23 protein-coding genes are annotated in these 26,590 nt (G+C 55.7%); 20 read left to right on the forward strand and 3 right to left on the reverse strand.

Translation table 11 applies throughout. The features are described from left to right. Window positions 1-85: 85 nt before the first annotated feature. Window positions 86-2,701 (reverse strand): cation-translocating P-type ATPase, encoded by a 2,616-nt coding sequence (locus DWV16_RS05955; protein WP_118478213.1) that lies wholly within the window; start codon window positions 2,699-2,701, stop codon window positions 86-88. Window positions 2,702-3,169: 468 nt separating this feature from the next. On the opposite strand from DWV16_RS05955, the gene DWV16_RS05960 reads away from it, so the two are divergent. From DWV16_RS05960 to glf, 9 genes are all read left to right on the forward strand, one after another. Then, on the forward strand, window positions 3,170-4,564 hold the full coding sequence (locus DWV16_RS05960) for an undecaprenyl-phosphate glucose phosphotransferase (protein ID WP_118478215.1): 1,395 nt from the start codon (window positions 3,170-3,172) through the stop codon (window positions 4,562-4,564). Between the two features lie 155 nt (window positions 4,565-4,719). Then, window positions 4,720-6,039, forward strand: a complete 1,320-nt coding sequence (locus DWV16_RS05965; RefSeq protein WP_158572799.1) for an LCP family protein — start codon at window positions 4,720-4,722, stop codon at window positions 6,037-6,039. A gap of 65 nt (window positions 6,040-6,104) precedes the next feature. Further along, window positions 6,105-7,214, forward strand: coding sequence for a glycosyltransferase family 4 protein (locus DWV16_RS05970; RefSeq protein ID WP_118478219.1), 1,110 nt, complete (start codon window positions 6,105-6,107; stop codon window positions 7,212-7,214). Window positions 7,215-7,229: 15 nt separating this feature from the next. Next, a complete protein-coding gene (locus DWV16_RS05975; RefSeq protein ID WP_066460096.1) occupies window positions 7,230-8,033 on the forward strand; it encodes a glycosyltransferase in 804 nt (267 codons plus the stop codon). After that, entirely contained in the window at window positions 8,033-9,022 is a 990-nt protein-coding gene (locus DWV16_RS05980) for a glycosyltransferase family 2 protein (RefSeq protein ID WP_118478221.1), read from the forward strand. Before DWV16_RS05975 ends, DWV16_RS05980 begins: the two co-directional genes overlap by 1 nt. Window positions 9,023-9,042: 20 nt before the next feature. Then, window positions 9,043-9,828: an ABC transporter permease gene (locus tag DWV16_RS05985; protein WP_118478223.1), complete on the forward strand. Its 786-nt coding sequence runs from the start codon at window positions 9,043-9,045 to the stop codon at window positions 9,826-9,828. A 21-nt stretch (window positions 9,829-9,849) separates the two neighbouring features. Continuing rightward, the gene (locus tag DWV16_RS19840) at window positions 9,850-11,745 is read left to right on the forward strand and encodes an acyltransferase family protein (protein WP_158572800.1); all 1,896 of its coding nucleotides are present in this window, start codon (window positions 9,850-9,852) and stop codon (window positions 11,743-11,745) included. Beyond that, the gene (locus tag DWV16_RS05995) at window positions 11,745-13,622 is read left to right on the forward strand and encodes a DUF4422 domain-containing protein (protein ID WP_118478225.1); all 1,878 of its coding nucleotides are present in this window, start codon (window positions 11,745-11,747) and stop codon (window positions 13,620-13,622) included. The genes DWV16_RS19840 and DWV16_RS05995 overlap by 1 nt, the downstream gene beginning before the upstream one ends. 13 nt (window positions 13,623-13,635) lie before the next feature. Further along, complete coding sequence (gene glf / locus DWV16_RS06000; RefSeq protein WP_118478227.1) at window positions 13,636-14,799, forward strand: UDP-galactopyranose mutase; 1,164 nt, start codon at window positions 13,636-13,638, stop codon at window positions 14,797-14,799. 57 nt (window positions 14,800-14,856) lie between these two features. Here the strand turns inward: glf and ndk are convergent, their stop codons facing one another. Beyond that, window positions 14,857-15,258, reverse strand: coding sequence for a nucleoside-diphosphate kinase (gene ndk, locus DWV16_RS06005; protein WP_066460091.1), 402 nt, complete (start codon window positions 15,256-15,258; stop codon window positions 14,857-14,859). Window positions 15,259-15,824: 566 nt separating this feature from the next. Here ndk and deoC (DWV16_RS06010) point away from each other — a divergent pair. From deoC (DWV16_RS06010) to ptsP, 11 genes are all read left to right on the forward strand, one after another. Next, complete coding sequence (deoC, locus tag DWV16_RS06010) at window positions 15,825-16,490, forward strand: deoxyribose-phosphate aldolase (protein ID WP_066460090.1); 666 nt, start codon at window positions 15,825-15,827, stop codon at window positions 16,488-16,490. Window positions 16,491-16,510: 20 nt separating this feature from the next. After that, on the forward strand, window positions 16,511-17,179 hold the full coding sequence (deoC, locus tag DWV16_RS06015; protein ID WP_066460089.1) for a deoxyribose-phosphate aldolase: 669 nt from the start codon (window positions 16,511-16,513) through the stop codon (window positions 17,177-17,179). Window positions 17,180-17,212: 33 nt separating this feature from the next. Then, window positions 17,213-17,665, forward strand: coding sequence for a PTS sugar transporter subunit IIA (locus DWV16_RS06020; protein ID WP_066460088.1), 453 nt, complete (start codon window positions 17,213-17,215; stop codon window positions 17,663-17,665). After that, window positions 17,665-17,961, forward strand: a complete 297-nt coding sequence (locus DWV16_RS06025; RefSeq protein WP_079988328.1) for a PTS sugar transporter subunit IIB — start codon at window positions 17,665-17,667, stop codon at window positions 17,959-17,961. The genes DWV16_RS06020 and DWV16_RS06025 overlap by 1 nt, the downstream gene beginning before the upstream one ends. A 32-nt stretch (window positions 17,962-17,993) precedes the next feature. Continuing rightward, a complete protein-coding gene (locus DWV16_RS06030) occupies window positions 17,994-18,764 on the forward strand; it encodes an SDR family NAD(P)-dependent oxidoreductase (protein WP_066460087.1) in 771 nt (256 codons plus the stop codon). A gap of 65 nt (window positions 18,765-18,829) precedes the next feature. Continuing rightward, window positions 18,830-20,092 carry a PTS transporter subunit IIC gene (locus DWV16_RS06035; protein WP_066460086.1) on the forward strand — a complete coding sequence of 421 codons (1,263 nt, stop codon included), beginning with the start codon at window positions 18,830-18,832 and terminating at the stop codon, window positions 20,090-20,092. A gap of 134 nt (window positions 20,093-20,226) precedes the next feature. Continuing rightward, window positions 20,227-20,793, forward strand: coding sequence for a bifunctional 2-polyprenyl-6-hydroxyphenol methylase/3-demethylubiquinol 3-O-methyltransferase UbiG (locus DWV16_RS06040; protein WP_066460085.1), 567 nt, complete (start codon window positions 20,227-20,229; stop codon window positions 20,791-20,793). After that, window positions 20,765-21,406, forward strand: a complete 642-nt coding sequence (locus DWV16_RS06045) for an HAD family hydrolase (RefSeq protein WP_066460084.1) — start codon at window positions 20,765-20,767, stop codon at window positions 21,404-21,406. Before DWV16_RS06040 ends, DWV16_RS06045 begins: the two co-directional genes overlap by 29 nt. 9 nt (window positions 21,407-21,415) lie before the next feature. Beyond that, a complete protein-coding gene (locus DWV16_RS06050; protein ID WP_118478229.1) occupies window positions 21,416-23,524 on the forward strand; it encodes a PTS sugar transporter subunit IIA in 2,109 nt (702 codons plus the stop codon). 38 nt (window positions 23,525-23,562) lie between these two features. Next, window positions 23,563-23,826, forward strand: coding sequence for an HPr family phosphocarrier protein (locus DWV16_RS06055; protein WP_066460082.1), 264 nt, complete (start codon window positions 23,563-23,565; stop codon window positions 23,824-23,826). 18 nt (window positions 23,827-23,844) lie between these two features. Then, a complete protein-coding gene (gene ptsP / locus DWV16_RS06060; protein WP_118478231.1) occupies window positions 23,845-25,584 on the forward strand; it encodes a phosphoenolpyruvate--protein phosphotransferase in 1,740 nt (579 codons plus the stop codon). Between the two features lie 86 nt (window positions 25,585-25,670). Here ptsP and DWV16_RS06065 read toward each other — a convergent pair whose 3' ends face one another. Next, window positions 25,671-26,321, reverse strand: coding sequence for a polymer-forming cytoskeletal protein (locus DWV16_RS06065; RefSeq protein WP_118478233.1), 651 nt, complete (start codon window positions 26,319-26,321; stop codon window positions 25,671-25,673). Window positions 26,322-26,590: the final 269 nt, after the last annotated feature.

The following is a 26,590-nucleotide window of genomic DNA, read 5'->3' on the forward strand; positions in this document are numbered from 1 at the left end:
GCTCAAAATCAGGGACACATCATCCCTTTAAAAGGGTAATGCGAAACCTGCCCAATGTCAAGGGAAAATGCCGTAAACGGCATGCTTATTTTGCATGGCGGTCCCGGATGACCTTGCCGGTCTGGATCAGCACGGTCGGCAGGAAGGCAAGCAGCGCCACCGTGCCGAGCTGTGCGGGAGACATCGCTTCCACCAGGAAAAGCCCCTCCAGAAACGGCAGCAGCAGGACGGCGGCCAGCAGCAGCACGCCTGCGGCAAAGGCCATCAGCGAATAAGGGTTTGAAGCAAGCCCCAGCCGGAAGATCGAACGGCTTGAGCGGCAGTTAAAGCCGTGGAAAAGCCGCGCCAGCGTGAGGGTGGAGAAGGCCATCGTACTCGCGAGCGCCGCGCCGCCGGGCAGCCCCAGGTAGAAGGCGGCCATTGTTACAATGGCAATGAGCAGACCCTGACTGCCAATTGCGCCGAGCAGCGACCGGTTGAGGATCGGTTCCTTTGGGTCGCGCGGCTTTTGGCGGATGAGATCATCCCGCGCGGGCTCCATACCGATAGCAATGGCGGGAAGGCTGTCGGTGAGCAGATTGATGAACAGCAGATGCACCGGCGCGAACGGCACCGGCAGGCCCATCAGTGAGGTGTACAGCACACAGAAGATGGCGGCGGTATTGCCCGAAAGCAGGAACTTGATGGCGTTTTTGATGTTTGCGTAAACGTTGCGGCCGTTCACCACTGCCTTGATGATGGTGGCGAAGTTGTCGTCTGCCAGGATCATCGAGGCGGCGTCCTTGCTCACTTCGGTCCCGGTGATGCCCATTGCGACGCCGATGTCCGCTTTTTTGAGCGCGGGTGCGTCATTCACGCCGTCGCCGGTCATCGAGACGATCGCGCCGCGCCGCTGCCAGGCCGAAACGATACGGATTTTGTGTTCGGGGGAGACGCGCGCGTAGACCGAGATGCGGGGAAGCTTCGCGTCGAGCGCTTCGTCGCTCATCGCGTCAAGCTCAACTCCTTCTACCGCAACGTCGTCTTCGCGGAAAATGCCGATCTGTCTGGCGATCGCGGCGGCGGTGACTTTGTGGTCTCCGGTGATCATGACCGTGCGGATACCGCCCGCCGAAGCGTCGGCCACCGCCTGTGCCGATTCAGGACGCGGCGGGTCGATCATCGAGATGAGGCCGATGAAGGTGAATTGATCCTCATCCGCAAAAGTGAGGTCGCGCACCTCGGGCATCTCGCGGCAGGCAAACGCGAGCACACGCAGCCCTTGTTCCGAAAGCTGCTGGTTTACCCGCAGAATATCCGCTTTTCCGTCCTCGTCAAGCGGCTTCACGCCGTCGCGGGTGAGCACGCTGACCGAACGGTCAAGCAGTACGTCGATCGCGCCCTTGGTGTAGAGGATGGGAGTATCTCCATCCATGTGCAGGGTGCTCATCAGCTTGCGGTCGGAGTCGAACGCGAGTTCGCGCAGGCGCGGATGCTGCCGGCGGTAAGCGTTTTCCTCCACGCCAAAATAATCGCTCAGGCGGATGAGCGCGACTTCGGTCGGGTCGCCGATCTCAGCGCCGGTCTCCTCGTCGGTGGTCGCGTCGCTGGCGAGCACGGCCGCCTTCAGAAGCTGCCGCTGCGGATTTTCCGCAAGCTCGAGCGCCTGCCCTTCAAAGAGTTTGCCGTCGGTATAGATCTTCTGTACGGTCATCTTGTTCTGAGTGAGGGTGCCGGTCTTATCCGAACAGATGACCGAGACCGAACCGAGGCTTTCGACCGCCTTGAGATCCTTGATAATGGCATTCTGGCGGGCCATCTTCTGGGTGCCGAGGGCGAGCACGATGGTGACGATTGAGGAGAGCGCTTCAGGGATCGCGGCGACCGCGAGCGCGACAGCGAACATCAGCGCGTCGAGCAGCGGCATCTGCCGGTAAAGCGAGAGCCCGAACACAATGGCGCTCACAATGAGGATGATGACGGCGAGCTTTCCGGAGAAGCTGTCGAGGTTCTGCTGGAGCGGGGTTTTGCGCTGCTGCGTGGCGTTCATGAGCGCCGCGATGCGGCCAAGTTCGGTTTCCATGCCGGTCGCGGTGACCACGACAGTCGCGCGGCCGTAGGTGACGAGCGAGCCGGAAAAAACCATATTTTTCTGGTCTCCGAGCGCGACTTGCCCGCTTTCAATCGTGTCGGCATGTTTTTCGACCGCTTCAGATTCACCGGTGAGCGAGCTTTCGTTCACTTTGAGCGAGAAGTTTTCGAGGATGCGCCCGTCAGCGACCACCAGATCGCCCGCCTCGAGCAGCAGGATGTCGCCCGGAACCACCTCCCGGGAAGGAATTTCAGCACGCGTGCCGTCGCGCAGCACCCGGGCCGTCGGGGAGGACATCGCCTTGAGGCTTTCGAGCGATTTTTCCGCCTTAAAATACTGAACGGTTCCGAGAATGGCGTTGAGCAGGATGACAGCAAAGATGACGATGGTGCTTTCACCCTGCCCGGAGGCGAGCGAGATAATTGCCGCCGCGATCAGGATGATGACGAGCAGGTCTTTGAACTGCCCCAGGAAAACGGCGAGCATGCTTTTTTTGCGCCCTTCGGCGAGTGCGTTTGGGCCGTGCTTTTCAATTCTGGCGGAGGCTTCGGAAGCGGAGAGCCCGCCGGGCGGCGCCTCCATTGCCTCGAGTGCCTTTTCGGGAGGCAGGTTGTAAAACTTGCTGGTCATGTCATATCTCCTTCTACATATTTTCTAGTGTTTCAAAAGCGGCGTTTATTTATACCGCCTTTACCAATCATGCGTTTGCGGGAAAAATAAAAAGACCTTTGGACCGATCCGCGCAAAGCTGCGCAAACCCGTCCAAAAGTCTTGTTACCGTTGCCGGTGCGCGCCGCCAAGCCTTTTTTGGAAGGCTGTGATGTTGGCGGAGCGTCTTAAAACTACTCCCTTTTGCAGACGCCATATGATGTTAAAATAATCATAACTTGCATCCTGGTCAGTGTCAAGCGGATTTTGGTTAACAATTTGTGAAGAATGTCGGAAAGCATTGCGGAGCGTGGTTCGGGCATGCTAAAATAGGCGGGAATCAGATTGTCGGACGACAGAAAGCTTGACAGAACCTGCAAATGCGCTATAATTTCCAAGGATTCCTCTGTGTTATGTCGCATAAGCAAATAAGGAAGGGATCTTTCCGGGATGTTTAAAGAAAATCAGCGGATTTTTGTAACGCTGCTCAAATGTGTCGATATCGCGGCCGAGCTGTTTTCGATGCTGGCCGCGTACGCGCTGCGTTTTTATGTGCTGCACGGCGACCCGGCGAACTTCGGGCTCGATTATTACCTGCAGATGCTGGCGGCCGCGCTTCCGCTCTATTTCATGCTCTACCACGGGTTTGAGCTCTATGACGTTTTCCATTATAAATCGATGGTGGCCGAAACCCAGAAGGTGGCCTATGTCAATTTGATCGGCGCTGCGTTTTTGTTCCTGCTCAGCTTCTTTATGCGGGCGATCGATATTTCACGCATGGTCATCCTCTTTTTTGTGCTGCTCAACACCCTGCTCACCGGGGGCGTGCGCATTGCCATACGCCTTTCGCTGCGCTCGCTGCGCCGGCAGGGGCAGAATCTAACCCGGCTGCTGATCGTTGGATGGAATGAAATCGCCGGGGAATTCTATGACAAGATCATCGGCGACCGCAATTTCGGCTATGAAGTGATCGGTTATCTCAGCGACCGGCCGTTCGCAACCGGCGAACGCGGCGTGCCGCTGCTCGGGGAGCTGCGGGAGCTGGAAACGATCCTGCGAAGTGGCGCCGCAGACGAGGTGGTCATCTCGCTCGAATACAGCGAATACCGGCTTTTGGGAGGCGTGATCGAGGTCTGCGAGCGGGAGGGGGTCAAATCGAGCCTGCTGCCGTTTTATGCAAAGTATCTTCCGGCGCATCCATATGTGGACGAAATCGACGGGATGCCGCTCATCAATATCCACCGTATCCCGCTCGACAACCTTTTCAACCGGTTTTTGAAGCGCGGCTTCGACCTTTGCGGGTCTCTTCTGCTCATCCTGCTGCTGTCGCCGCTGATGCTTGTGGCGGCCGTGGGAATCCACCTGTCGTCGCCCGGGCCGGTAATCTACAGACAGGAGCGCATTGGACGCAACAAAAAGAGCTTCACCATGTATAAATTCCGGTCGATGCAGGCGGATAACGCGGGCGACATGACCACCTGGGGCAGCCGCCGGGATGACCGGCGCACCAGGTTCGGCGCGTTTCTGCGCAAATTTTCGATCGACGAGCTGCCGCAGCTGTTCAATGTGGTCAAAGGGGAGATGAGCCTGGTTGGCCCGCGCCCTGAACGTCCATTTTTCGTAGAGAAATTCAAAGAGGAAGTTCCGCTTTATATGCTCAAGCATCTTGTGCGCCCGGGTATCACCGGCTGGGCACAGGTGAACGGCTGGCGTGGGGACACCTCGATTATTGAACGGGTGAAATGCGACGTGTTTTACATCGAGAACTGGTCTTTTATGCTGGATGTCAAGATTCTGTTGATGACCCTGACCAGAGGGATTGTCAATCCCTCTGAAGATCTCTAGGAGAGAAATGGCAAAAGCGACCAAAATGCAGGAAATCCAGGGAAATACTGCAAATCCTGATTGACAGTCCCTGTCAAACGAACTATAATCATACCGTTTTTATGGAAGCTTTACAGGCCGAATGGCCAAGTCGTTAAAGGATGTATCACATGGATATGGAAAAGATACCCCGGCGGGCGAATCCCGGCTGGTGGGTTGCAATTTTGGGCGTGTTGATCCTGATCGGATTGGTTGGGATTGGCGCGTGGAGTTACTTTCAGTCGAAACTGGACCGGATCAACTACACCGGCAACGAAGTTGCGGAAGAGGAATGGAAAAACGAAGATGGCACCAAGGCGAGCGGGATCGCGGCGCTCGAATACCTGAACATTCTGCTGCTCGGTACCGACGAACGCGCAGTCGGCGGTACGAGCGAGGATTTTGAAACCGGCCTGCAGGCGGGCGCGCGTGCCGACGCCTGCATGCTTTTAAGCCTCAATCTGAAAAAACACACGGCGCGGCTGGTGAGCCTGGAACGCTCGATCGGCGTGGAGATAGAAGGCGCGCCGGGCGGTGAGGACTGGCTGACCCATGCGTTTGCTTTCGGCGGCGCCGACGCGATGCTCCGGGCGGTGCGCGATCAGTTTGAGATCGACGTGCGCCGGTATGCGCGGGTCAATGTGAGCTCGGCGTCCCAGCTGATCGATGCGATCGGAGGCGTGGACATCACCCTCACCGAGCAGGAAGCCGCCGCGCTCAATGGCGAAATTCCCACCAATTCGACCACGCGCCATCCCGTGAAGCCGGGCCTCAACCATCTGGACGGCTTCGATGCGCTCGCATATGGCCGCCAGCGGCTGATAGACAGCGATTATGTGCGCGTTCAGCGCCAGCGCAACGTCCTGCAGGCGGCGATCAACCAGACCAAAAGCCTGAATCTGAAGGAGATTGACGCGCTGCTCAATGTGGCGTTGCCGCTTGTGGAAACCAATTTTACCAAAAAAGAAATCACTTCACTGGTGCCGAAAGCGCCGGGCTTTCTCGGTGTACAGCTTAAACAGATGACCATGCCGCTCAAAGGGATGGCCGGCAGCAAGCTCACTGATGACGGCCGCAGTATGACCATGCTCGACCATGAGGAAGCGGTGCGGATCATGCACGAATTTCTCTATGGAGATTTCGATCCGGCGGAATATGAGGTTTCGCAGGAGGTCGTAAACCGTATCTGGCAAAAACAGCAGAAGGACTACGCCGAATGGGCTGCCGCGCATCCGGAAGCGTTCGCGTCCTCTTCCGAGGATGAGGATATGGATGCGGAGGAATCCGAAGATGAGGAAGATACCCGGGACGACAAGGAACGTGCGGAGGATGCCAAAAAGAAGAAAACATCCCCGAAAAAAGACCGTTCCGAACAGGCGGACAGGGACTCCTCTAAAAACGCGGACGAGGAGCCCGACGACCGCGCACGCTCCGCTTCCCGCAGCGGCCGGGATTGACGCAAGGAGGGTTTCCCGCGGGAAGCCCTTTTTTCGCGGCTGGAAAGGAAAGGCTGGAAATCAGGATGAAAAAGGTGCTTTTCTGCGCCTCCACAGTCTCCCATATCAAAAATTTCCATCTTCCTTATCTGCGCGCCTTCGAGGAGCGCGGCTGGGAGGTTTGGGTGGCAGCCGGAACGGCTGAACCGGTTCCGTTTGCAGGCCATGTGGTGGAGCTGCCGTTTTGCAAGCGGCTCATGAGCCCGCGCAACCTGCTGGCGATCCTGCGCGCCCGGCGGCTTCTGAAACGGGAGGGGTTCGATCTTGTGAGCGCGCATACCACCCTTGCGGGCGCGGTGATCCGCGCGGCGGTTTTGACAATGCGAAAGCGCCCCAGGGTCGCCTACACCTGCCACGGCTATCTGTTCTCCGATAAAGGGGTGCGCAAATGGATTTACCTGCTGCCGGAAATCCTCTGCGCGCGCGTGACTGGTACGCTCATGGTCATGAATCGGGAGGACCGCGCGCTTGCACGCAAATACCACCTGTGCCGCGGACGGCTTGTCCCAATCCCGGGAATGGGGTTCGACGGGGCCCGGTTTGTCCCGCTCCCTGCGGCAAAGCGGCTGGAAAACCGCCGGGAACAGGGATTTTTGGACAGCGAAGTGCTGTTTATTTATGCGGCGGAATTTTCAAAGCGCAAAAATCAGAGGCTCCTGCTCGAAGGGTTTGCGAAAGCGCTGCCGGAGATGCCGCGGGCAAAACTGCTGCTTGCCGGAAACGGGGAAGAATTGGAAAATTGCAGGAAATTTGCACAAAAGCTGCAAATTGAAAATGCGGTACATTTCCTTGGGAGCGTTGCGGATATGGCCGCGCTCTATCCGCTGTGCGACGCGGTGGTTTCCACGAGCCGTTCGGAGGGCCTGCCGTTTCATCTGATGGAAGCGATGTCCTGCGGCCTGCCCGCCGCTGTGAGCGATATCAAGGGCCACAGGGAGCTGGTGGACGCGGGAAAAACAGGATTTCTGTTTCCATCGGAAAACGGGGATCTGCTTGCGAAGGCGCTTTTAGAGCTTTATAACAGCCCTAGAAAGCGGACAGAATACGGGAAGGCGGCGCGGGAAAAATCCCGGGGCTTCACGTTGGAGGCCGCCGCGCCGAAAGTGCTCGCCGCATATGGGCTTTTGGAAAAGTGAGTGGGAGGTGTTCACATGCCGCGCGTTTCGGTTTTGATGGGCGTTTACCTGCCGGGAGAGGGGACTGCCGGTCTTGCGGCCGCTGTCGAATCGGTGCTCGCGCAGACCTTTTCCGGCTTTGAATTTCTCATCTGCGACGACGGCTCGTCCGCTGCGGCGCAGGCGCTGCTGGACGGTTACGCCGCGCGTGACGGAAGGGTGCGGGTCCTGCGCGGCAGCGGCGCGAAAACTCTGCCGGAGAAGCTCAACTGCTGCATCAAAGCGGCTCGGGGCGAACTCTTTGCGCGGCAGGACGCGGACGATCTCTCCCTGCCGAAGCGCTTTGAAAGTCAGGTCGCGTTTTTGGACGCGCATCCGGAAACTGCCTTCGTGGGCTGCAATGTGAATATCTTCTGCGGCGGGGAAACCTGCGGTGAACGCAGATTTCCCGAATACCCCCAAAAGGAGGATTTCCGGTTCTCAATGCCGTTTATCCATCCTTCGCTTATCTTTCGCGCGGATGCGGTGCGCGCCGTGGGCGGCTACAGCGAATCGAAGCGGGCGGTGCTCTGCGAGGATTACGACCTGCTTTTGCGTCTCTATGCAAAGGGCTATACCGGATATAATTTGCAGGAGAAGCTGTTCTCCTACCAGGTGGGCCCAGACGATTGGAAAAAACGCAGATACCGCCACCGGGTCAACGAAGCAGTCACCCGTTTCTGCCGGTTCGGGGAACTGGGAATGCTGCCTGGCGCGCTGCCATATGTGATAAAGCCGCTGGCGGTCGGGCTTTTGCCGCACGGGCTTGTGGAAAAACTGAGACGGAGGAGGAACGCCTGATGGAACGGGTACTGACGATCGCGGTGCCGTCCTATAATATGGAAAAGCACCTGCCGAAGAACCTGCCGTCCTATGCGGATGAGCGGTTAGCTGGAAAAGTGCAGGTAATCGTGCTCGACAATGCCTCCGAAGATGAGACCGCTTCCATCGCACAGGGTTTTGTGGACCGTTATCCGGAGATTTTCACCCTCCTGCGGCGGGATTCCCGGGGCTACGGCGGATCAATCAACGCGGCGATGGCGCTGGCACGGGGAAAATATTTCCGGATTGTCGATGCGGACGACTGGGTCGATACCGAAGAATTGGTGCGGTTCGTCGAAAAGCTGCGCGACTGCGGTGCGGATGTGGTGCAGACCAACTACCGACGGGTCGTGATGGGAAGCGGGGAGGAACTGCCATTTCGGTTTTCCGGCGTGGAGTACGAAAAAGTCTACACGGGATTTTCCCCATGCCGCGAAAATGCGCCCTGCATCCATTCGACCACCTACCGTACAGAACTTCTGCGGGAGAGCGGTTTTCAGATGCAGGACGGGATCTTCTTTGTGGACGAGGAATATGTGATCCTGCCCTTTCTCTCTGCGAAGAGCGTTGTCTATTACGATCTTGACATCTACCGCTATCTGGTCGGCAATCCGGCGCAGTCGACTTCGCCGAAAAACCGGGCGAAATATGCCGCCCACCGCGCGCAGATCGTCCGGCGGCTTTTGGAGGTCTACGGGACGGCCAAAATGTCCCCGGACGTGCGAAACTATTGCTTTTTCCGCATTGCGCAGGCGGCGGCCGACCATCTGACCACCCTTTACATCTATCTGCCCGACCGCATGGCCGGGCGTAAAGCGGGGATGTCATGGGAAACCTATGTGCGGGGGAAGAACCCGGAAATCTATGCGGCGATCCGCAAAAAGGGCTTTTTGCTGCGGCAGCTCAACCGGCTGCATGTGGGGCTTTCGGGCTATGAAAAACTCAAACGAATCCTGCTTGGCAGGTGAAACCTGACGGAGAAACAACAATGAATGAACTGAACGCGCAGCTCGATAAATGGAAAAAATATAAAGCGCTGCTCATACGGCTGGTGCAGCGGGATCTCAAGGTAAAATACCGCCGTTCGGTGCTCGGGTACCTGTGGAGCTTACTCAACCCGCTGCTCATGATGGTGGTCATGTCGATCGTCTTTTCGTACATGTTCCGGTTCGACATCCCCAATTACCCCATCTATCTCATCACCGGTCAGATCATGTTCACCTTCTTTTCTGAATCCACTAACATGGCGATGGGCTCGATCATCGGAAACGCCTCGCTCATCAAGAAGGTCTACGTACCCAAATATATCTTCCCTGTTTCGCGGGTACTTTCCTGCTTTGTGACGCTGCTTTTTTCGCTTGTCGCGGTGGTGATCGTGATGTTTGCGACCCGCACGCCGGTCACGCCGGTGATTCTGCTGTTCCCGCTGCCGCTTTGTTATGTGCTGCTTTTCTCAATGGGAATCGGGCTGATCCTTTCGGTCTGCGCGGTGTATTTCCGGGACACGACCCATCTCTATGGGGTCTGCACCACTGCCTGGATGTATCTTACCCCGATTTTCTATCCGATCGCGAGCATACCGGAAACGGTGCAGCCGCTCATCCGGTTAAACCCCCTTTTCCAGTTTATCGACTGCTTTCGGGAGATCGTGCTCTATGGACGGCTGCCGACGGTCCAAAACACGCTGGCGAGCTGTTTTTGGTGCGCTGCGGCGCTGCTGGTGGGCATGTGGCTTTTCAAACGCAAACAGGCAAATTTTATCCTGCATATCTGACGCGCAAAGGACGGTGAAACCATGGACGCACAGCAAACTGAAAATATTGTGGAAGTGCAGAACGTCTCGATGCGCTTCAACCTTTCGCGTGAGAAGGTCGACAACCTCAAGGAATATGTGGTCAAAATGCTCAAGCGTCAGCTCCTGTTCGACGAATTTTACGCGTTGCGCAATGTGAGCTTCACCGTGAAGCGCGGCGAGCCATTCGCCATTATCGGCGAAAATGGCTGCGGCAAGAGCACGCTGCTCAAGGTGATTTCCGGCATCTTCTATCCGACGAAAGGGTCGGTCACGGTGCGCGGGAGCGTCGCGCCGCTCATTGAGCTGGGCGCAGGCTTCGATATGGACCTGACCGCGCGGGAGAATATTTTCCTCAACGGCGCGGTGCTCGGCTACGACACCGCTTTCATGGAGTCGAAATATCAGGAGATCATGGATTTCGCGGAGCTCTGGGATTTCGCGGACGTGCCAGTCAAGAACTTCTCCTCCGGTATGGTGGCTCGGCTCGGCTTCTCAATTGCGACGATGGTTGTGCCGGACATCCTCATTGTAGACGAAATCCTTGCGGTCGGGGACTTTTTGTTCCAGCAGAAATGCGAGCGCAAAATGCAGGAAATGATCGACGCGGGCGCGACGCTCATCTTTGTTTCGCATTCTTCCGATCAGGTCAAAAAGCTCTGCAAGCGCGCCGTTTGGCTCAAGCGCGGTGTGGTGCAGATGATTGGGGACGCAGGGGAAGTGACCGACGCCTATATCCACGATATGGAGACCGGCGGACACGGGCTTGTGAGCGTGGCGGAATCGGAAGCCGCCGCGCAGGAAATTGCGCCGCAGCGGCCGCCGGTTCCCACGCCGCCGAAAAAGGAATATCCCTTTCTGAATTTCCTGCGGGTGTTGGCGCTCGCGATGGTCGTGTGGGACCATCTGGGCCCCTTTCGCAACCCGGACTGGCGGCTCGGGCAGCTGGTGGAAAACACTCTGAACCGCCCGCTGGGCATCGTCCAGTCGTTTGGCGGGCTCGGCGTGATCCTCTTTTTCCTGGTGAGCGGTTATCTGCTTGCCGCGGGGGGCGGGGGAGGGCGGCTCGCCTTCGGTGTGAAACGGGTGCTCAGGATCTTTCCACCGCTTATCCTCTCGTTCGCGAGCTTCTACCTGTTTCAGTATCTCGTTTCGCTCGTGACCGGGCCGACCTGGTGGGCACAGTTTTCGCCGCGCCAGTGGGTGATGGGCGCGACGCTTGCAAATTATTTTGTGGGTGTGCCGGACGTTATCAACGGTACGACCTGGTTTTTATTCCCGACGCTGCTTTTCTATCTGCTTGGCTTCCTCTTTTACCCTTGGATCAGACGCCATCCATTTGCTGTTGCCGTGGCAATGGAAGCGGTGCTGGCGGGCGGCTACTGCGCTGCCCTGTGGCTGCCGCTGCCCGACGCGGCACGCAATGTGATCGAACTGTCCTGGTATGTGGCGTTTCCGGTCTGCGGGATGCTGCTTTACTACCTCAAAGAGGGGAAGATCGGCTTCTGGAGCTTCGCCGTGCTCGGCGCCGTCGATTACCTGCTGCTTTTAAAGGGGATCGCATTCTTCAAGCCCGACTACTATGAACAGTCGCCGTACCTTGTCTCGTTTGCGTACGCGTTTTTGCTGTTCGCTGTGGCGATGCTGCTCGACGAAAAGCTCCGCCCTAACACTCTGGTAGATGGCGTGGCGGAGCTCAGCTTCTCGGTCTATCTGACCCATATGACCTATGGAAGCCTTGCGATGACCCTGCTCGCGCCGCGTACCGGCTATACAGCCGCGTTCCTTCTGACGCTCGTGTTTGTATTTCTTGTTGCCGCGCTGCATTACCGGCTGGTGGAAAAGCCCGCCGCCACGCTTTCGCGCAGGCTTTTGCAAATCTTGAAAGGGGACCCGTAATGCCGAATATCAAAATCCTGATTTCCTGCCATAAAGAGGCCGATCATCCCGAAAGCGAAATTCTCCTGCCGATCCAAGTCGGCGCGGCGAACGCGAGGGTGCGTTTTCCGGACATGCTGCACGACGACGAAGGGGAGAATATCTCGGATAAAAATCCGATGTACTGCGAGCTGACCGCCCAATACTGGGCGTGGAAGAACCTGGACGCGGACTATTACGGCTTTTGCCACTACCGGCGGTATTTTAATTTTTCGGATACCGTTTATGAAGAAGACCCATGGGGAAACGTCCTCGAAGATTATGTCGATGCGAATGCCGCCCAAAAATACGGTTTTGACGACCAGACGATAGCGGATCTGGTCGCGCGGTATGATGTGATCACCACGACCCGCAAGGATCTGCGCAGGATGCCGGAGCGTTTTTCCTCGGTGGACGACCAGTATGCGAAGGCGCAAAAGCTGCACGCAAAGGACCTGCAAACCATCCGGGAAATCATCGACGAGAAGTTCCCGGCCTACTCTTTGGCGGCGAAAAAGCATTGTGAGGGGCACACCACCAGCTTCTGCAACATGTACATCCTCAGAAAGGAAATTTTTGCGGATTACTGTGCGTGGATGTTCGCCGTACTCGCGGAATTTGAAAAACGTACCGATATGTCCCGCTACAGCCAGGAAGCCCTGCGCACGCCGGGGCATCTTTCGGAGCGCCTGTTCGGCATTTATTACATATATCTGCAGGAACGGGGCAGAACGCTTAAAACAAAGGAATTGCAGTGCGTCCTTTTCGCGGACACCGACCCGCAGCGGATGCTCGCGCCGGCGTTCCCGGAAAATGAAATCCCGGTCGTGTTCGCGGCCAACAACAACTTTGTCCCAGTCGCGGCAACCTGCATCCAGTCGGTGATCGAGCATGCCGCCCCGGGCAAAAATTATGATCTCGTGCTGTTGGAATCGGATGTGACCAGAGAGAATAAGGACATCCTGCTGGGCATGCTAAAAGGGAAACCGAACATTTCCCTGCGGTTTTTCAATGCCGCGCGACTGCTTTCCGGTTATGAACTTAAAGCGAATGCCCACATCAGCGTGGAGACCTACTTCCGCTTTTTGATCCAGGAAATCCTTCCCGGGTGCGGTAAGGTGCTGTATCTTGACTGTGATCTGGTTGCGCAGGAGGACGTCGCAAAGCTCTATGAAACCGATGTGGAGGGATATCTGCTCGCTGCGGCGCGCGATCCGGATTTTCTCGGACAGATAAACGGCGCGAACCCGGCGACCGCCGCATACTGCAAAAAGGGCCTTCCGATGAAGGACCCCTACAATTACTTCCAGGCGGGCGTGCTGCTTTTTAATACGGCGGAAATGCGGAAGGCATATTCCCTCTCCGAGTGGCTGACCTTTGCAACCCATCCCTATAAATATAACGACCAGGATGTGCTGAACCTTTACTGCGAAGGCCGGGTGAAGTATCTCGACATGGCCTGGAACCTCATCACTGACTGTGACCACTACCGGGTGAACAATGTGGTGGTCTATGCGCCGGATGCTGTCTACAAAGAATATCAAAAGGCCCATGCGGCGCCGAAAATCATCCATTACGCGGGATTTATGAAGCCATGGCACCGTCCGGACGAGGACCTTGCGCGGTATTTCTGGGATTATGCGCGCCGCACGCCGTACTATGAGCAGCTGATCTTCCGGATGGACGCGGGCAATGCCTGGCATGTGGCCAACGGTCTTTACCGCGAACGCGGCCTGCGCGGATTTTTCCGCGGGATTCTTGGCCTGCCGCGGCGGGTGGTTGACCGTTTCCTGCCGAAGGGCAGCGCTGGGCGGGAAAAGCTCAAAAAAATCTATCACATCTTTGTGAAAGCAAAATAGTGGGAGGACTGGCATGAGATACGACGCAATCATTGTAGGCGCGGGATTTTCCGGCGCGGTTGTGGCCAGGGAGCTGGCGGACGCGGGCAAGCGGGTGCTCGTTTTGGAAAAACGCAGCCATATCGGCGGAAATATGTATGATTCCACGGACGAAAACGGCGTGCTGGTCCACTGGTACGGGCCGCATATTTTCCACACTTCTTCGCAGGAAGTTTCACAGTATGTTCAGCGGTTTTCAGAGTGGTTTCCATACGAGCACCGGGTGCTCGGAAAAATCGACGGCCAGCTCGTGCCTATCCCGTTTAATTACCGGTCGCTCGATACGCTCTATCCAGCCGAACGTGCGAAAGCGGTCAAAGAGGAGCTCTCCTGTATGTTTCCGGGAAAGCGTACCGCGTCGGTGCTCGACCTGATGAATGCGGAAGATCCGGTCGTTCGGGAGTTTGGGCAGTTTGTGTTCGAGAAGGTGTTCCTGCATTATACCGCAAAGCAGTGGGGGACTCCGACCGATCAGGTTGACCGGTCGGTTATCAACCGGGTGCCGGTCGTGCTCGGGGACGACGACCGGTATTTCCAGGACAGCTGGCAGTATATGCCGGTGGACGGCTACACACCGATCTTTGAGAAGCTGCTGGCGGGGCCGGGGATCGAGACGCGGCTCTGCTGTGACGCCAAGGAAGTCCTGACGCTTGATATTGACGGAGGAGAGATACATGCGTGGGGCGAACGGTTCCATGGCCCGGTCGTCTTTACCGGTGCGATCGATCAGATGTTCGGCTACAGGTTTGGGCCGCTGCCGTACCGTTCGCTCGACCTGCGGTTCGAGCAGAAGGATTGTACGAGCTTTCAGCCCGCCGCGGTGGTCAACTATCCGAATGAGGAGGCATTCACCCGCATCACCGAGTTCAAAAAGCTGACCGGTCAGCAGATTGCTGGCAAAACCACCATCCTGAAGGAATACCCGCTTCAATACGATCCGCATGGAAAACGTGGGAATATCCCGTACTACGTCATTGCGAATCCGGAAAACCAGGCCCGTTACCAGCAGTACGCGGGACTCGCCCGGAAGCTGCCGAATTTTTATCTCTGCGGCCGGCTCGCGGATTACCGCTATTACAACATGGATGCGGCGGTCCTGCGCGCCTTGCAGCTTTCGCGGAAGATCCTGGGCGAATAAAGAAAAATGTTTGTAAAAAAGGCCGCGTCCAATCGGACGCGGCCTTTTTTGCAGTTTTCAGCCGAAAAAGCGTTTTATTTCCGCATCGGCGCTTTCTGGGGAATCGGAGCCGTGGATGACGTTCATTGAGGTGGAGGTGGCGTAATCCCCGCGGATCGTCCCAGCGGTAAAATCGCAGGCTTTGGTCGGGCCCATCAGGGTACGCACGCCGTGAATGGCGTCTTCGCCTTCGACGATCATGGCGAACACCGGCCCGCTGGTCATGTAGGCCAAAATTTCAGGGAAAAACGGTTTGCCGGTCAGATGTGCATAGTGCTCCCGCAGGATCGGCTCGGAAAGAGTCATGGTTTTGGCTTCGCAGATGCGGTAACCCTTGCGTTCGATCCGGTGGATGATTTCGCCGATGAGCCCGCGTTTGACGGCATCGGGTTTGAGCATCACAAAGGTTCTTTCAATCATAGCGGTCATGGTCCTCCTTTACAAAATGGGATGGCGCCGGTTGCGGCGCGGTGACGTTTCACACACATTATAAGCCCGGCCCCTTCCGGGGAAATTTCCGAATGAGGAAATAAACGATTTCCCGGATTTTCAAAAACAAACGGCGCGCAAAATGAGAATACAGTTTGAAAAACGAAAGGTTTTACAGGTAAAATGCAGTCCCATTGCTCCGGAAACAGGATGTTTTGGAGGAAGAAAGGATTTTTGTTACCAAAATCAGGAATAAATTGGAAGAGAAAAAAAGTTTTATTTGAAAAGCGAGAATATTTTTAATTTTGGAAAAGTGTTCACTTTTGGACATTTTGACCGATTAAAAGGAGGCCGCGGTATCAAATAATGATAAAAGAATTCAACTGATCAAATCATTAATTATTAAAATGCCACAACGTCGAGGGGGTATTTCAAATTGACTTCTCGGAATTGCACATTTATGATGAACATAAAGAGTTCGAAAAACACAGACCATTTCTTTGGAGAAGCGTGTTTTCGAAACAAATTTTTCAATATTTTAAGGGAGGAAACACGGCATGAATGTGACCAGAAACGATGTGGAAAGAATCATTGACGCTTCCCTGGGTGCAACTCCGGCCCCAACACTTGACCAGGTGTCGGAATTTGTAAAGAAGACCCTCGATTATAACTTTGCAACCACCCTGACAGAACCATTCTTTATCAAGTACAATGCGGATATCCTGCATGCGGCGGGCAAACAGCTCGTCAGCGTCATCTCCTACCCGCTTTACGGCATGACCCACGAGGCAAAGCTCGCGCAGGCCAAGCAGGCGCTTGCGGATGGTGCGGATGAACTGGATGTTTCGATGGACATCAGCGCCTTCAAATCCGGCCGGTTCGACTACGTCAAAGAGGACCTGAAACCATTTGTCGACCTGATGGAAGGCAGAATCATGAAGATGATCTACGGCGCGACCCTGCTGACCGAAGATGAGCAGAAACACGCCGCTGAAATCGCCATCGAGCTCGGTATCCCGTTCCTCAAGACCAACACCGGCTACGGCTATGTGACCACCATCGAGCAGGTCAAACTGATCAAGGACAACTTCGGAGACGACATCAAAGTTATGGTTTCGGGCGGCGTGCGCACCAAGGAAGACGCGATCGCAATGATCGAAGCCGGCGCGGCCCGCATTGCAACCAGCTCGCCCTTCAAAATTGTTGACAGCTTCAACGCTTAAGAATAAAGGAGGAGTTTCAGATGAATAAAGCAGAGTTAGCCCGGTATATCGATCAGACCACCCTCAAACCCGGCAATAGCGAAGAATTTGTGACCGCGTTCTGCGAGGATGCAAAAGCCAATCATTTTGCAAGCGTCTGCATCCTGCCGAATATGATCCCGACAGCGGCAAAAGTCCTCAAAGGCTCTGACACCAAGGTCTGCACCGTCATCAGCTTCCCGCTCGGATTCGACGCTCCGTCGGTAAAGATCGCGGAGTGCAAAGACGCCCTGCGTCTTGGCGCCGAGGAGATCGACCTTGTGATGAACGTCTCCGCGCTGAAGAGCGAACGCTATGATATCGTGGACGAAGAGCTCGAAGGCGTTGTCAAGGCAAGCCACGATGCCGGCGCGATCGTGAAGCTCATTATCGAAACCCCGCTGCTCACCGAAGCGCAGATCGTGAAAGCCTGCGAGCTGGCAGAGAAACATGGCGTGGATATTGTAAAGACCTCCACCGGATTTTCCGCGATGCTGCCGCGTTCCACTTCGGTTGACGATGTGAAGCTGATCCGCAAATCGATCAAGCCGACCACCGGGCTGAAAGCGGCGGGCGGCATCCGCACCACGGCGGACACACTGGCGATGATCGAAGCCGGCGCCACCAGAATTGGCGCAAGCGCAGGAAAGGAAATCGTTGACGGACTCTAAGCGTTAGAACGAAACCAGACAAGGGGTACAGCCATGAAGAACTTAGTGAATGTTAGAGATATCAAACTGAAAGTTCCGGTACGGGACTGGCAGGATGCGGTGATAAAAACCGGTTCCATCTTAGAGCAGAATGGTTACGTCAAACATGAATATGTGGACGCAATGATCCAGACGGTAAAGACGCTGGGCCCGTATATCGTGGTTGCCCCAGGGCTGGCAATGCCTCACGCGAAAAGCACCAACGGGGTGCTCAAAAGCGGTATCAGTATTATGACTTTGGCCAATCCGGTGGAGTTTGGAAACGAGTCAAACGACCCGGTTCATATGCTCATCGGATTGGCCGGGACCAACGACAGTCTCCATCTGGATATCCTGCAGGCGATTGCAACCATTTTCGAGGATGAAAGTATGCTGCAAAAGATGGCCGCCTGCGACAATGAAGAAGAGATCGCAGAAATATTTAATAATGTGGAGGTTGAAGAATAATGTTGCATGTGGTAACGATTTGCGGCTGCGGTATGGGCAGCAGCGTCATCCTGAAGATGAACGCGGAAAAAGCGCTGAAAGAACTGGGCATCGAAGCTAAGCTCGAAGTCAGCGACATCACCACCGGCAAAGGCGCCGCGCGCACCGCAGACCTGGTCCTCATCGGCCATGAGCTGGCCTACCTGATGCAGGGCATCGACAAGCCCGTGATCGAGCTGAACAGCTTCGTCAACAAGCAGGAGATCCGTGACAAACTGGAAGCCTACGGAAAGGCGAACGGCCTGCTTCCGGAGTAATACCAAGTCTTCTATAGAAAGGTTCTTGCGAAATGGACAGTTTCAAAGATAAAGTTGTCATAGTCACCGGCGCGGGGCAGGGTGCGGGCAGGAAGCTCGCGACCCGCTTCTATGAGGAAGGTGCGATTGCCTGTCTTCTCGACCTCAACGGGGAAACCCTGGCCAAGGTCGTCGAGGAAGTCAATCCTGACCGCGAGCGCTTTGTGACCTATACGGTCGACATCAGCAACAGCGAACAGGTCACCAAGGCAATTGACGACATCGGCAAACGCTTTGGAAAAATCGATGTGCTTATCAACAATGCCGGCGTGCTCCACAAGGGCATGATCGAGACCGCCACCGACGCGCATCTGCAGCTCATGGTCAATGTCAACCTTATGGGCCCGATGTACTGCACCCGCGCCGCGATCCCGTACATGAAAAACCGCGATGCGAACATCATCAATGTCGCATCGATCCTCGCCACCTTCCCGAACACCGGTTCCGGCGCCTATGGCGCTGCAAAAGCCGGAATGATCCTGCTGACCAGGGTCTGGGCCGCGGAGCTTGCGCCTTACGGCATCCGGGTCAACTGCTATGCGCCGGGTGTGCTGAACACCCCGATGGCGGAGGACGTTATCAAAAACCGCGCCGAGTCGAAACTCTGCCAGATCCCGCTGCGGCGGTTCGGAGAGACCGACGACGCGTTTGATCTGGTCAGCTTCTTCTGCTCGAAGCAGGCGAGCTATATCACCGGACAGACCATTGGCCTGGATGGCGGAATCTGGGCGACACAGACCCCAACGGCGGCATGGAAGCTCTGATCGCTTCCTGAAAATACATAAGAAGCCTATAAACCGGAAAGAGTTGTGTGAAAAGGAGGGTCCCCATGAATTTTGCAATCAATTTTATCACCAATGTTCTCGGAAACCCGACCGTAATGCTTGGCCTCATCGCCTGTATTGGCCTTCTGTTCTTGAAGAAGGGCTTCGGTGACGTCGTGATGGGCACGGTAAAGACTATGATGGGTTACCTGATCCTGAGTGCAGGTACCGGCATCATTGGCCCGCCGATCACCCTTCTGACAGAACTGGTTCAGAAGGGTCTGGGCGTTGACGGCGTCCTGCCGCTTTACTGGGTGGTATATTCCGAATCGATGGCCAAGTTCGGCACCGAAGCGGCGCTGATCTTCATCATCGGTTTCGTCGTAAACATCCTGCTTGCGAAGTTCACCCCCTGGAAAAACCTTGCATTGACCGTGCACCTGCAGCTGTTCTGGACCGGCTTTATGGCGAGCGTCCTGTGCAGCATGGGCTTCCCGACCATGACGGTTATCATCGCGGGCGGTATCATTTCCGGTATCTACTTCTGGATTGCAACCACTATTTCGGCCCATTACCTGAAACCGGTCACCACCGAGCACTGCAACTTCGTTCCGAGCGCAATCTCGCTCGTGATTGCGGGCGAATGCGGACGGCTCTTCAAAAAGGGCGGAAAATCCACCGAAGAGCTCAGCTTCCCGGCTTCCCTCAACTGGATGAAAGACAGCATCATTGCCTGCTGCATGGCAATGATGGTCATGAACTTTATCTTCACCTTCGTCGCGGGCGCGGATGTTGTCCGCGGTCTGGCGGCCGGCGTTCCGTGGGTCCTCTATGTGATCCTGCAGTCCCTGACCTTTGGCGGCGGCATCGCGGTCATCCTCTATGGCGTGCGTATGATGCTGGCGGAACTGATCCCGGCGTTCTCGGGCGTTGCTGAAAAGATCCTGCCGAATGCTAAACTCGGCCTCGACTATCCGACCGTTTTCCCGTATGCGGGCACCGCGGTCATGGTCGGCTTTATCTTCAGCCTGCTCGGTTCGATTGTCGCGACCCTGATCATGGCATTCACCGGCTTCTCGCCTGTGGTTGTCCCGGGCGTCCAGATCAACTTCTTTGAAGGTGCGCTGGTCGGCGTCTACGCGAATGCGCATGGCGGACTGAAAAACTGCGTGCTCAGCTCCTTCATCACCGGTTTCCTGCTTCAGTTTGCAGTTGCGATCACCTTCCCGCTCACCGGCCATCTGATGGCGACCGGCGGCGCGTACGAAGCGATGGACTTCAACACCGTTGGATTCGTCGTTGCGAAAGTTGCATCCCTCTTTGCATAACCGTTAAAAACGTGTTATCATAACTATCATGTTGTCCCTTTTCCTATTCTAAATGTGACCCGCAGGCCATGTATCCTCAAAACAATCAGGATACATGGCCTGCAAACTCAAAAATGATGATTCGGGAGGCCCCAATGCAAGACGCGCAGGCATATTTGGACACCATCCAAAGGGATGGGTTCCTCGGCCCGATGTTTTCGTCCTATCTGCTCGCGAAACCCTATTACGCTGACAGGGTGGTGCTGGATTTTGGATGCGGATATGGATGGGGGAGCTTTTTGATCTCTCAGCACTGCCGTCGTGTGACCGGCTACGACATCGACCGGCACCGGGTCCGCTTTGCGCGGGAAACCTTCCGAAATGAAAACCTGGAGTTTTTATCAAGCTCCAAAGGCCTCATGCGCGGCGGATACGATGTGATCTGCCTGTTCCAGGTCCTCGCACACCTTGCGCAGCCGGAAAAAGAGCTGGAAAAGCTCTTGGAATATCTCAGGCCGGGCGGGATTCTCCTGTTTGGGCTGAAGGAAAGCGCGGCCGGCGCGCTCAGGCTTCTGGAAGAATGGGGAGGGGAACAAAATCTCATCCGGCTCTACCGCACCCGGCGTTACCTTTCCGATGCGGACAGCGTGATCGAAACAGGCTATCAACTGCCATGCAAAGGGGAACCAGACGATGGACAAAATAAACCTGCTGATTTTTGACGTGGACGGGACGCTTGTGGATTCCCTCTGCGGGGCCACGGCTTCAGTCAACGTCATCCTCGCGCGCAACGGGCTGCCCCAGGTAGCCGCGCGGGACGTTGCAACCTATATCAACCACGGCGGCGAGCATTTTATTTCCCATGCGGCCGCCACAGAAGATCCCGCGGTGATCGCCCGGTTGCTTTCGGAGTTTACACAGGAGTACCATGACAACTGTTGGGCCCCGCCGTATGAAGGCGTTTTGGAAACGCTGGAAGTCCTGCAAAAACGAGGGAAAACCTTGGGAGTCTATTCCAACAAGATGATCTCTGTCGCACAAAAACAAATGGAGCTGATCCGTGCCGATGCCCTCCTCGACTTTATCTGCGCGGATGACGGCAACACGGTCCTCAAACCAAAGCCGGATGCGATTTTGCAGATGCTTAGGCGCACTGGCTGCCCGCCCGGGGAAGCGATGATGGTGGGGGACAGCGAAGCCGACCTGATGGCGGGACACAGCGCGGGGATCAAAACCTGCTTTGCCGCCTATGGGATTGGAAAACTGGAAAATTCGCCGGTAAAACCGGATTATGTAATTGAATCCTTTGCACAACTGCTCACTCTGATGGATTAGGGGAAGACCATGCTCTACAAACGCTGCATCGAAACAATTGAACAGCTGATCGATTCGGAAAAACCGATAACCATCGCTGAACTGGCGCGGGACCGTTCGGTCAGCGCGCGTACCGTACGTAATGATCTGGAAATCATCGACGAATGGCTTGCCGGGTTCGGGCACGCGCCAATCACCCGGGTGCCGAGCGTCGGGGTTTTCCTGGGCGACGCGGACGGCATGGTCCGCATGCGCCTGAAAACAGGCAATGCAAACAACTATATCATGTCCTCGCAGGAACGGGTGCGGGTGATCATTGGGATGCTGCTGACCGGCGAAACCAAAACCAGCATCACGGCCATTGCCGAAAAGCTGCAGGTCAGCGGCGCAACCATTTCCAACGACATCCAGAAGGTCAAAAAATGGATGGACGATTATGGAATCCGCATGGTCTCAAAACCGCATATGGGCATCCTGATGCAGGACAGTGAACGCAATATCCGCCGTGGCTGTGTGATGCTGCTGCGGGAGGTGCTCGACGCAGGAACCCGCCAGCAGGAGCTGATCGGCGCGCATTTTATGCAGGCGCAGGCGGCATTCAACCATTACCGGATGGATGCTTTCAGCGAGGCGGTCTCCCTTTGGCGGGAGGAAATTCTTAAGATCATCGCTCAGCTGCAGGAGAGCGACGGGGTCAGCATTTCGGACAATGGTTTCTGCGCCATGTTCCTCTATCTGCTGATCAATTTCGTGCGGGTGCGGCAGGGCTTTTCCCTTCAGTTTACCCCGCAGGAGCGCCGGATGATCTATGGCAAATCCGGCATCGACTATAAGCGTATCCGCTGCTTCATTAAAATGCACACCGGGCTGGAACTCGATGAAAACGAGATGCTGCAGATCAATGTCGAGTGGATGTCGCTGCGCAAGTTCGGAGCCTCTCCGAATGTCAACGTGGACAATGTGCTGATTTCCAAAGAGCTGATCGAAGCGGTAAAGATCGGACTGGATCTTGAATTTGAAGCGGATGAAAACACGATTCTGGAACTGGCGACCCACCTGAGCGTCATGTCCTACCGTTTGATCCTCAACGTACCGGCGGAGAACAATCCTGTGCTCAATGAAATCGAGGCGGCCTTCCCGGATGTCTGCGCGGTTGTGCGGGAGAAACTCCAGGAGGTCATGCAGAACAAGATGGGCCCCGTGAGCGACAGCGTCTGCGACCGGGAAGCGGTTTACATCGCGATGCACATCATCGCCTGTATCCATAAGAATACCAAGTCGGAGGAGATGAAAAAGGACGTCATCATTGTCTGCGGCAATACGATCGCGACCTCCAAAATCCTCGAAAACCGCCTCAAAGCGCTTTTTTCCAATGTAAACGTGGTGCGCACGATTTCTTATAACGAGTTTGTGAACGCCGCGTCTCCGCTCGACTGTGACCTGATTATTTCGACCCTTCCGCTGGAAAGCACGCATTACCAGTGCGTCACAGTCAACCCGCTTCTGAAGCTGGAAGACATCAATAAACTGATGAATGTATTCATGCTGCGTATGCAGAATGTGGATATGAATAAATATATCGGCGCGACCATCAATATCGCGTCCCGTTCCCTGAAGCTCTCTCCAGAGGAAAAGATCAAGCTCTCGATCGAGCTTACCAGGGATATTGAAACCGAAATGCAGGACCTGAGCCGTAAACGCAGCCCGACCCTGGGCACCCTGCTCACTGCCGACCTGGTGCGCACCGGCGTCCCGGCGAGAAACTGCTATGAAGCGATCCAGATCGGGGGCGACCTTCTGCGGCGCGCAGGGCTCATCACCCAGGAGCACATCGACCGCATGATCCAGCTCAAAAAGAAGCTGGGGGGCTACATCGTCATCGACCAGGGGGTGGCCATGCCGCACCTGTTGGTGCCGGAGCTGGAAGGACCCTGTATGAGCCTGATCACCCTGGAAAAACCGGTGCGGTTCCACAATGCGGAAAACGATCCGGTCGACTTGGTGATCGTGCTGCTCTCAAACAACAACACTTCGCATATCAAGGTGCTGGAAGAACTGATCGAGATCCTCAACCAGCCGGAAAAGAAACAGGCAATCCGCCGCGCGGAAAATCCATATGAGCTTCTGGGACTGCTCTGAGACCCAGGAAACGAATTAGATGAAAGGTTTGATGTTTTATGATTACCAGGCAGTTTAAGGTCACCAATCCGAGCGGGCTGCATGCCCGTCCTGCCACCGATTTTTCCAAGATTGCGCAGAGTTTCAAATCCTCTGTGGAGATCACCTTCAAAGGCAAAACCAAGAATGCAAAGAGCACGATCAGCATCATGGCGCTGGGCATCAAACAGGGAAGCACAATCGATGTGGCCTTTTCCGGCGAAGATGAACAGCAGGCCTGTGAAGCAATCGAAGCGCTGGTGGCGGCGAACTTTAACGAGTAAGCGAAGGGGGCCCCTTGTATGAAAGGTATCTGTGCATCTCCGGGCCTTGCGGCGGCGAAACCGTTCCTGGTGAAAGAGCAGGAGCTGCGCATCCGCCGCAGCCGGGTTCCAAAGGACGCGATCGAAGCAGAAAAGAAAAAATTTTATAGTGCCGTCGAGCGCCTGCGGCAGAAGATGAACGATTTCCTGTCAGACCCGGAGCGGGAGCTCTCGGAGGATGAGCGCAAAATCATGGGCGTGCATGTTTCGCTGCTCGACGATCCCAGTCTCATCGATGAGACGGTCTCGATTATCGAAAACGAACGGTTTAACTGCGCCTACGCGCTCAGTCAGAACGTCGACGCGATCGCGTTGGAACTGGGCGAGGTGGACGACGAATATATCCGGGAACGGATCATGGACATCAAGGATGTGAGCACAAGCCTTTTGAAACGCATCCTCGATGTCGAACCGGCCGACCTGACCCGTCTGGAGGAGGATGTAATCCTGATTGCGCGGGATCTGGAACCCTCCCAGCTCATCTCGGCGGACAAACGTTTCCTGCGCGGGATTGTTTGCGAACAGGGGGGCGTGACTTCCCACACGGCAATCCTGGCGCGCAATCTCGGCGTCCCGGCGGTGTTCGGGGTCAGGGATGCGATGAAGTCCTGTCGGAACGTATCGATGCTTGTCGTCAACGGCACGATGGGCACGGTGGACTGCAACCCGGAACCGGAAGAGCTTGACAAGGTGAGAAGGCGCATTGAAAGCCTGCGGGAATTGCGTCAGGATCTGGGGCGGTACGCCACCGTGGAGGGACGCTCGCTTGATGGGAGACGGATGGAGGTCTGCGCGAACATCGGAAGCGCGAAGGACGCGGCTCAGGCGGTGAAAAACGGCGCCGAAGGCGCGGGGCTTTTCCGCACTGAATTCATGTTCATGCAGGAGGATGTCCCGCCTTCAGAGGAAATACAGTTCGAAACTTATAAGGCCGCGGCCGAAGCGCTCGGTACCAGGCCGCTCATTATCCGCACGCTCGATGCCGGCGGCGACAAGGAAATCGAATACCTCCATTTAAATAAGGAAAACAATCCGTTTCTGGGATATCGGGCGATCCGAATCTGCTTAAAGAACAAGGATCTTTTCAAGACCCAGCTGCGCGCGATTCTGCGGGCCTCGGCCTACGGAAACATACGCATCATGTACCCGATGATCTCCTCGATCGAAGAGCTGCATGCCGCCAACCGGGTGCTGAAAAGGGCCAAGGCGGAATTGCGGCGCGAAGGGGTGCCGTTTGATAGGGAGATCAAGGTCGGCATCATGGTTGAAATCCCGACGACCGCTGTCTGCGCGGATATCTTTGCGCGCGAGGTGGATTTCTTCTCGATCGGGACGAATGACCTGATCCAGTATACCCTCGCGGTGGACCGTACCAACCAGACGGTTTCCGCGCTTTATGACGAATACAATCCCGGCGTGCTGCGGCTGATCTACCATACGATTCAGAGCGGGGCGCGGGAAGGGAAACCGGTCGGTATGTGCGGCGAAATGGGCGGCAATCTGCTGCTGACGCCGCTGCTGCTCGGAATGGGGATCGACGAAGTGAGCGTGAGCCCGGTGGCGGTGCCAAAGGTGAAAAAAATGCTTTCCGCCATCGACAGCAGCACCGCGCAGCGGATGCTGCACCGGGCGATGTGCTGCGATACCGGAAGCGAAATGAAAGCGTTCCTCACCGAAGAGCTCACCAAGATGAAATTGGACCATCTGCTTTTGCTGTAAAGCGCTGCCTCCTCTGCGCTGCAGTAGATAGAAAACCCCGGCGGGCCATATGGCCCGCCGGGGTTTTCTATCTATGGTTTTTCGTTTCAGATGACGATATCCTGGTCAAATGCGCGTTCATCTTCTTTTTCACGCCTGATATTGATTTCGCCTTCCAGTTTGGCGCCATTGCTGACCGAGAGCTGGGATGCCTGCACATTTCCGATCAGCAGCGCATTTTCGCTGAACGCGACGGTGGTGTTTGCAATGAGGTTGCCTTTGACCCGCCCGCCCAGCACAACGCTGTTTGCGGTGATGTTGCCCACGACAACCGATCCGCTGTCAATGATCACGTCGGCGGTTGCGGTAATATCCCCCTGCAGAGCGGAATTGCACAGTTCAATCTGCTTGCCCTTGATATTGCCGGCAATTTTTCCGCATAGTTTGAGCACGCCGCTGCCTTCAAGGTTTCCCCGCAGACTGCCAAGCATCTCGACGTCGCCGGAAGCCTTGATATCGCCGATGATCGTTGTCCCCTGCGCGATGATGGTCGGTCCGGCAGACAAGGGGGCCGCAGAAACTGGCCTTTTGGCAGGAACCGCTGGCTCCTGTGGAACGACAGGGGGAACGGTTGGGTGCGGCTCTGCTTTTTTTTCGATCGCGGCTTTTTCTGGCTGGGCATTGCCGATGATAGGCTCCTCGTTTTTTCCTTCCAGGAGGTCTTTGACAGCCTGAGAAAAATGGTTTTTCTTGTTCATGGTGAATTTCCTCCAGTGATCGTTTTCAAATTGATTGCTGCGGTGGCCTCCGGCGCGGACACTTTACCGCGAATATTGGCGAATTCTCCAAAAAAAAGAAGAAATACACCATATTTACAATCATTATAGCATGTTTGGGCCGGTGGAAATCTCAAGATTTCATCAAATTTGGAAATGTGAGACTGGGATGTGACAGAAAATCAGCACCGGTAAGCTGCGGCCCTTTGTAACAGGCGGATTTCCTGCGCATATATTGTTATTGGGTATTT

Origin of the sequence: Anaerotruncus sp. AF02-27 (assembly GCF_003465835.1) — a bacterium.
Classification (GTDB): domain Bacteria; phylum Bacillota; class Clostridia; order Oscillospirales; family Ruminococcaceae; genus Anaerotruncus; species Anaerotruncus rubiinfantis.

Bases quoted from the DNA above. Each gene is read 5' to 3' on its own strand.
- DWV16_RS05965 (WP_158572799.1), top strand. From the start codon at position 4,720: ATGGAAAAGATACCCCGGCGGGCGAATCCCGGCTGGTGGGTTGCAATT.
- DWV16_RS05980 (WP_118478221.1), top strand. From the start codon at position 8,033: ATGGAACGGGTACTGACGATCGCGGTGCCGTCCTATAATATGGAAAAG.
- ndk (WP_066460091.1), bottom strand. From the start codon at position 15,258: ATGATTGAAAGAACCTTTGTGATGCTCAAACCCGATGCCGTCAAACGC.
- DWV16_RS06065 (WP_118478233.1), bottom strand. From the start codon at position 26,321: ATGAACAAGAAAAACCATTTTTCTCAGGCTGTCAAAGACCTCCTGGAA.
- ptsP (WP_118478231.1), top strand. From the start codon at position 23,845: ATGAAAGGTATCTGTGCATCTCCGGGCCTTGCGGCGGCGAAACCGTTC.
- deoC (WP_066460089.1), top strand. From the start codon at position 16,511: ATGAATAAAGCAGAGTTAGCCCGGTATATCGATCAGACCACCCTCAAA.
- glf (WP_118478227.1), top strand. From the start codon at position 13,636: ATGAGATACGACGCAATCATTGTAGGCGCGGGATTTTCCGGCGCGGTT.
- DWV16_RS19840 (WP_158572800.1), top strand. From the start codon at position 9,850: ATGGACGCACAGCAAACTGAAAATATTGTGGAAGTGCAGAACGTCTCG.
- DWV16_RS06035 (WP_066460086.1), top strand. From the start codon at position 18,830: ATGAATTTTGCAATCAATTTTATCACCAATGTTCTCGGAAACCCGACC.
- DWV16_RS06020 (WP_066460088.1), top strand. From the start codon at position 17,213: ATGAAGAACTTAGTGAATGTTAGAGATATCAAACTGAAAGTTCCGGTA.
- DWV16_RS06025 (WP_079988328.1), top strand. From the start codon at position 17,665: ATGTTGCATGTGGTAACGATTTGCGGCTGCGGTATGGGCAGCAGCGTC.
- DWV16_RS05995 (WP_118478225.1), top strand. From the start codon at position 11,745: ATGCCGAATATCAAAATCCTGATTTCCTGCCATAAAGAGGCCGATCAT.
- DWV16_RS05985 (WP_118478223.1), top strand. From the start codon at position 9,043: ATGAATGAACTGAACGCGCAGCTCGATAAATGGAAAAAATATAAAGCG.
- DWV16_RS05970 (WP_118478219.1), top strand. From the start codon at position 6,105: ATGAAAAAGGTGCTTTTCTGCGCCTCCACAGTCTCCCATATCAAAAAT.
- DWV16_RS06050 (WP_118478229.1), top strand. From the start codon at position 21,416: ATGCTCTACAAACGCTGCATCGAAACAATTGAACAGCTGATCGATTCG.
- deoC (WP_066460090.1), top strand. From the start codon at position 15,825: ATGAATGTGACCAGAAACGATGTGGAAAGAATCATTGACGCTTCCCTG.
- DWV16_RS05960 (WP_118478215.1), top strand. From the start codon at position 3,170: ATGTTTAAAGAAAATCAGCGGATTTTTGTAACGCTGCTCAAATGTGTC.
- DWV16_RS05955 (WP_118478213.1), bottom strand. From the start codon at position 2,701: ATGACCAGCAAGTTTTACAACCTGCCTCCCGAAAAGGCACTCGAGGCA.
- DWV16_RS06030 (WP_066460087.1), top strand. From the start codon at position 17,994: ATGGACAGTTTCAAAGATAAAGTTGTCATAGTCACCGGCGCGGGGCAG.
- DWV16_RS05975 (WP_066460096.1), top strand. From the start codon at position 7,230: ATGCCGCGCGTTTCGGTTTTGATGGGCGTTTACCTGCCGGGAGAGGGG.
- DWV16_RS06040 (WP_066460085.1), top strand. From the start codon at position 20,227: ATGCAAGACGCGCAGGCATATTTGGACACCATCCAAAGGGATGGGTTC.
- DWV16_RS06045 (WP_066460084.1), top strand. From the start codon at position 20,765: ATGGACAAAATAAACCTGCTGATTTTTGACGTGGACGGGACGCTTGTG.
- DWV16_RS06055 (WP_066460082.1), top strand. From the start codon at position 23,563: ATGATTACCAGGCAGTTTAAGGTCACCAATCCGAGCGGGCTGCATGCC.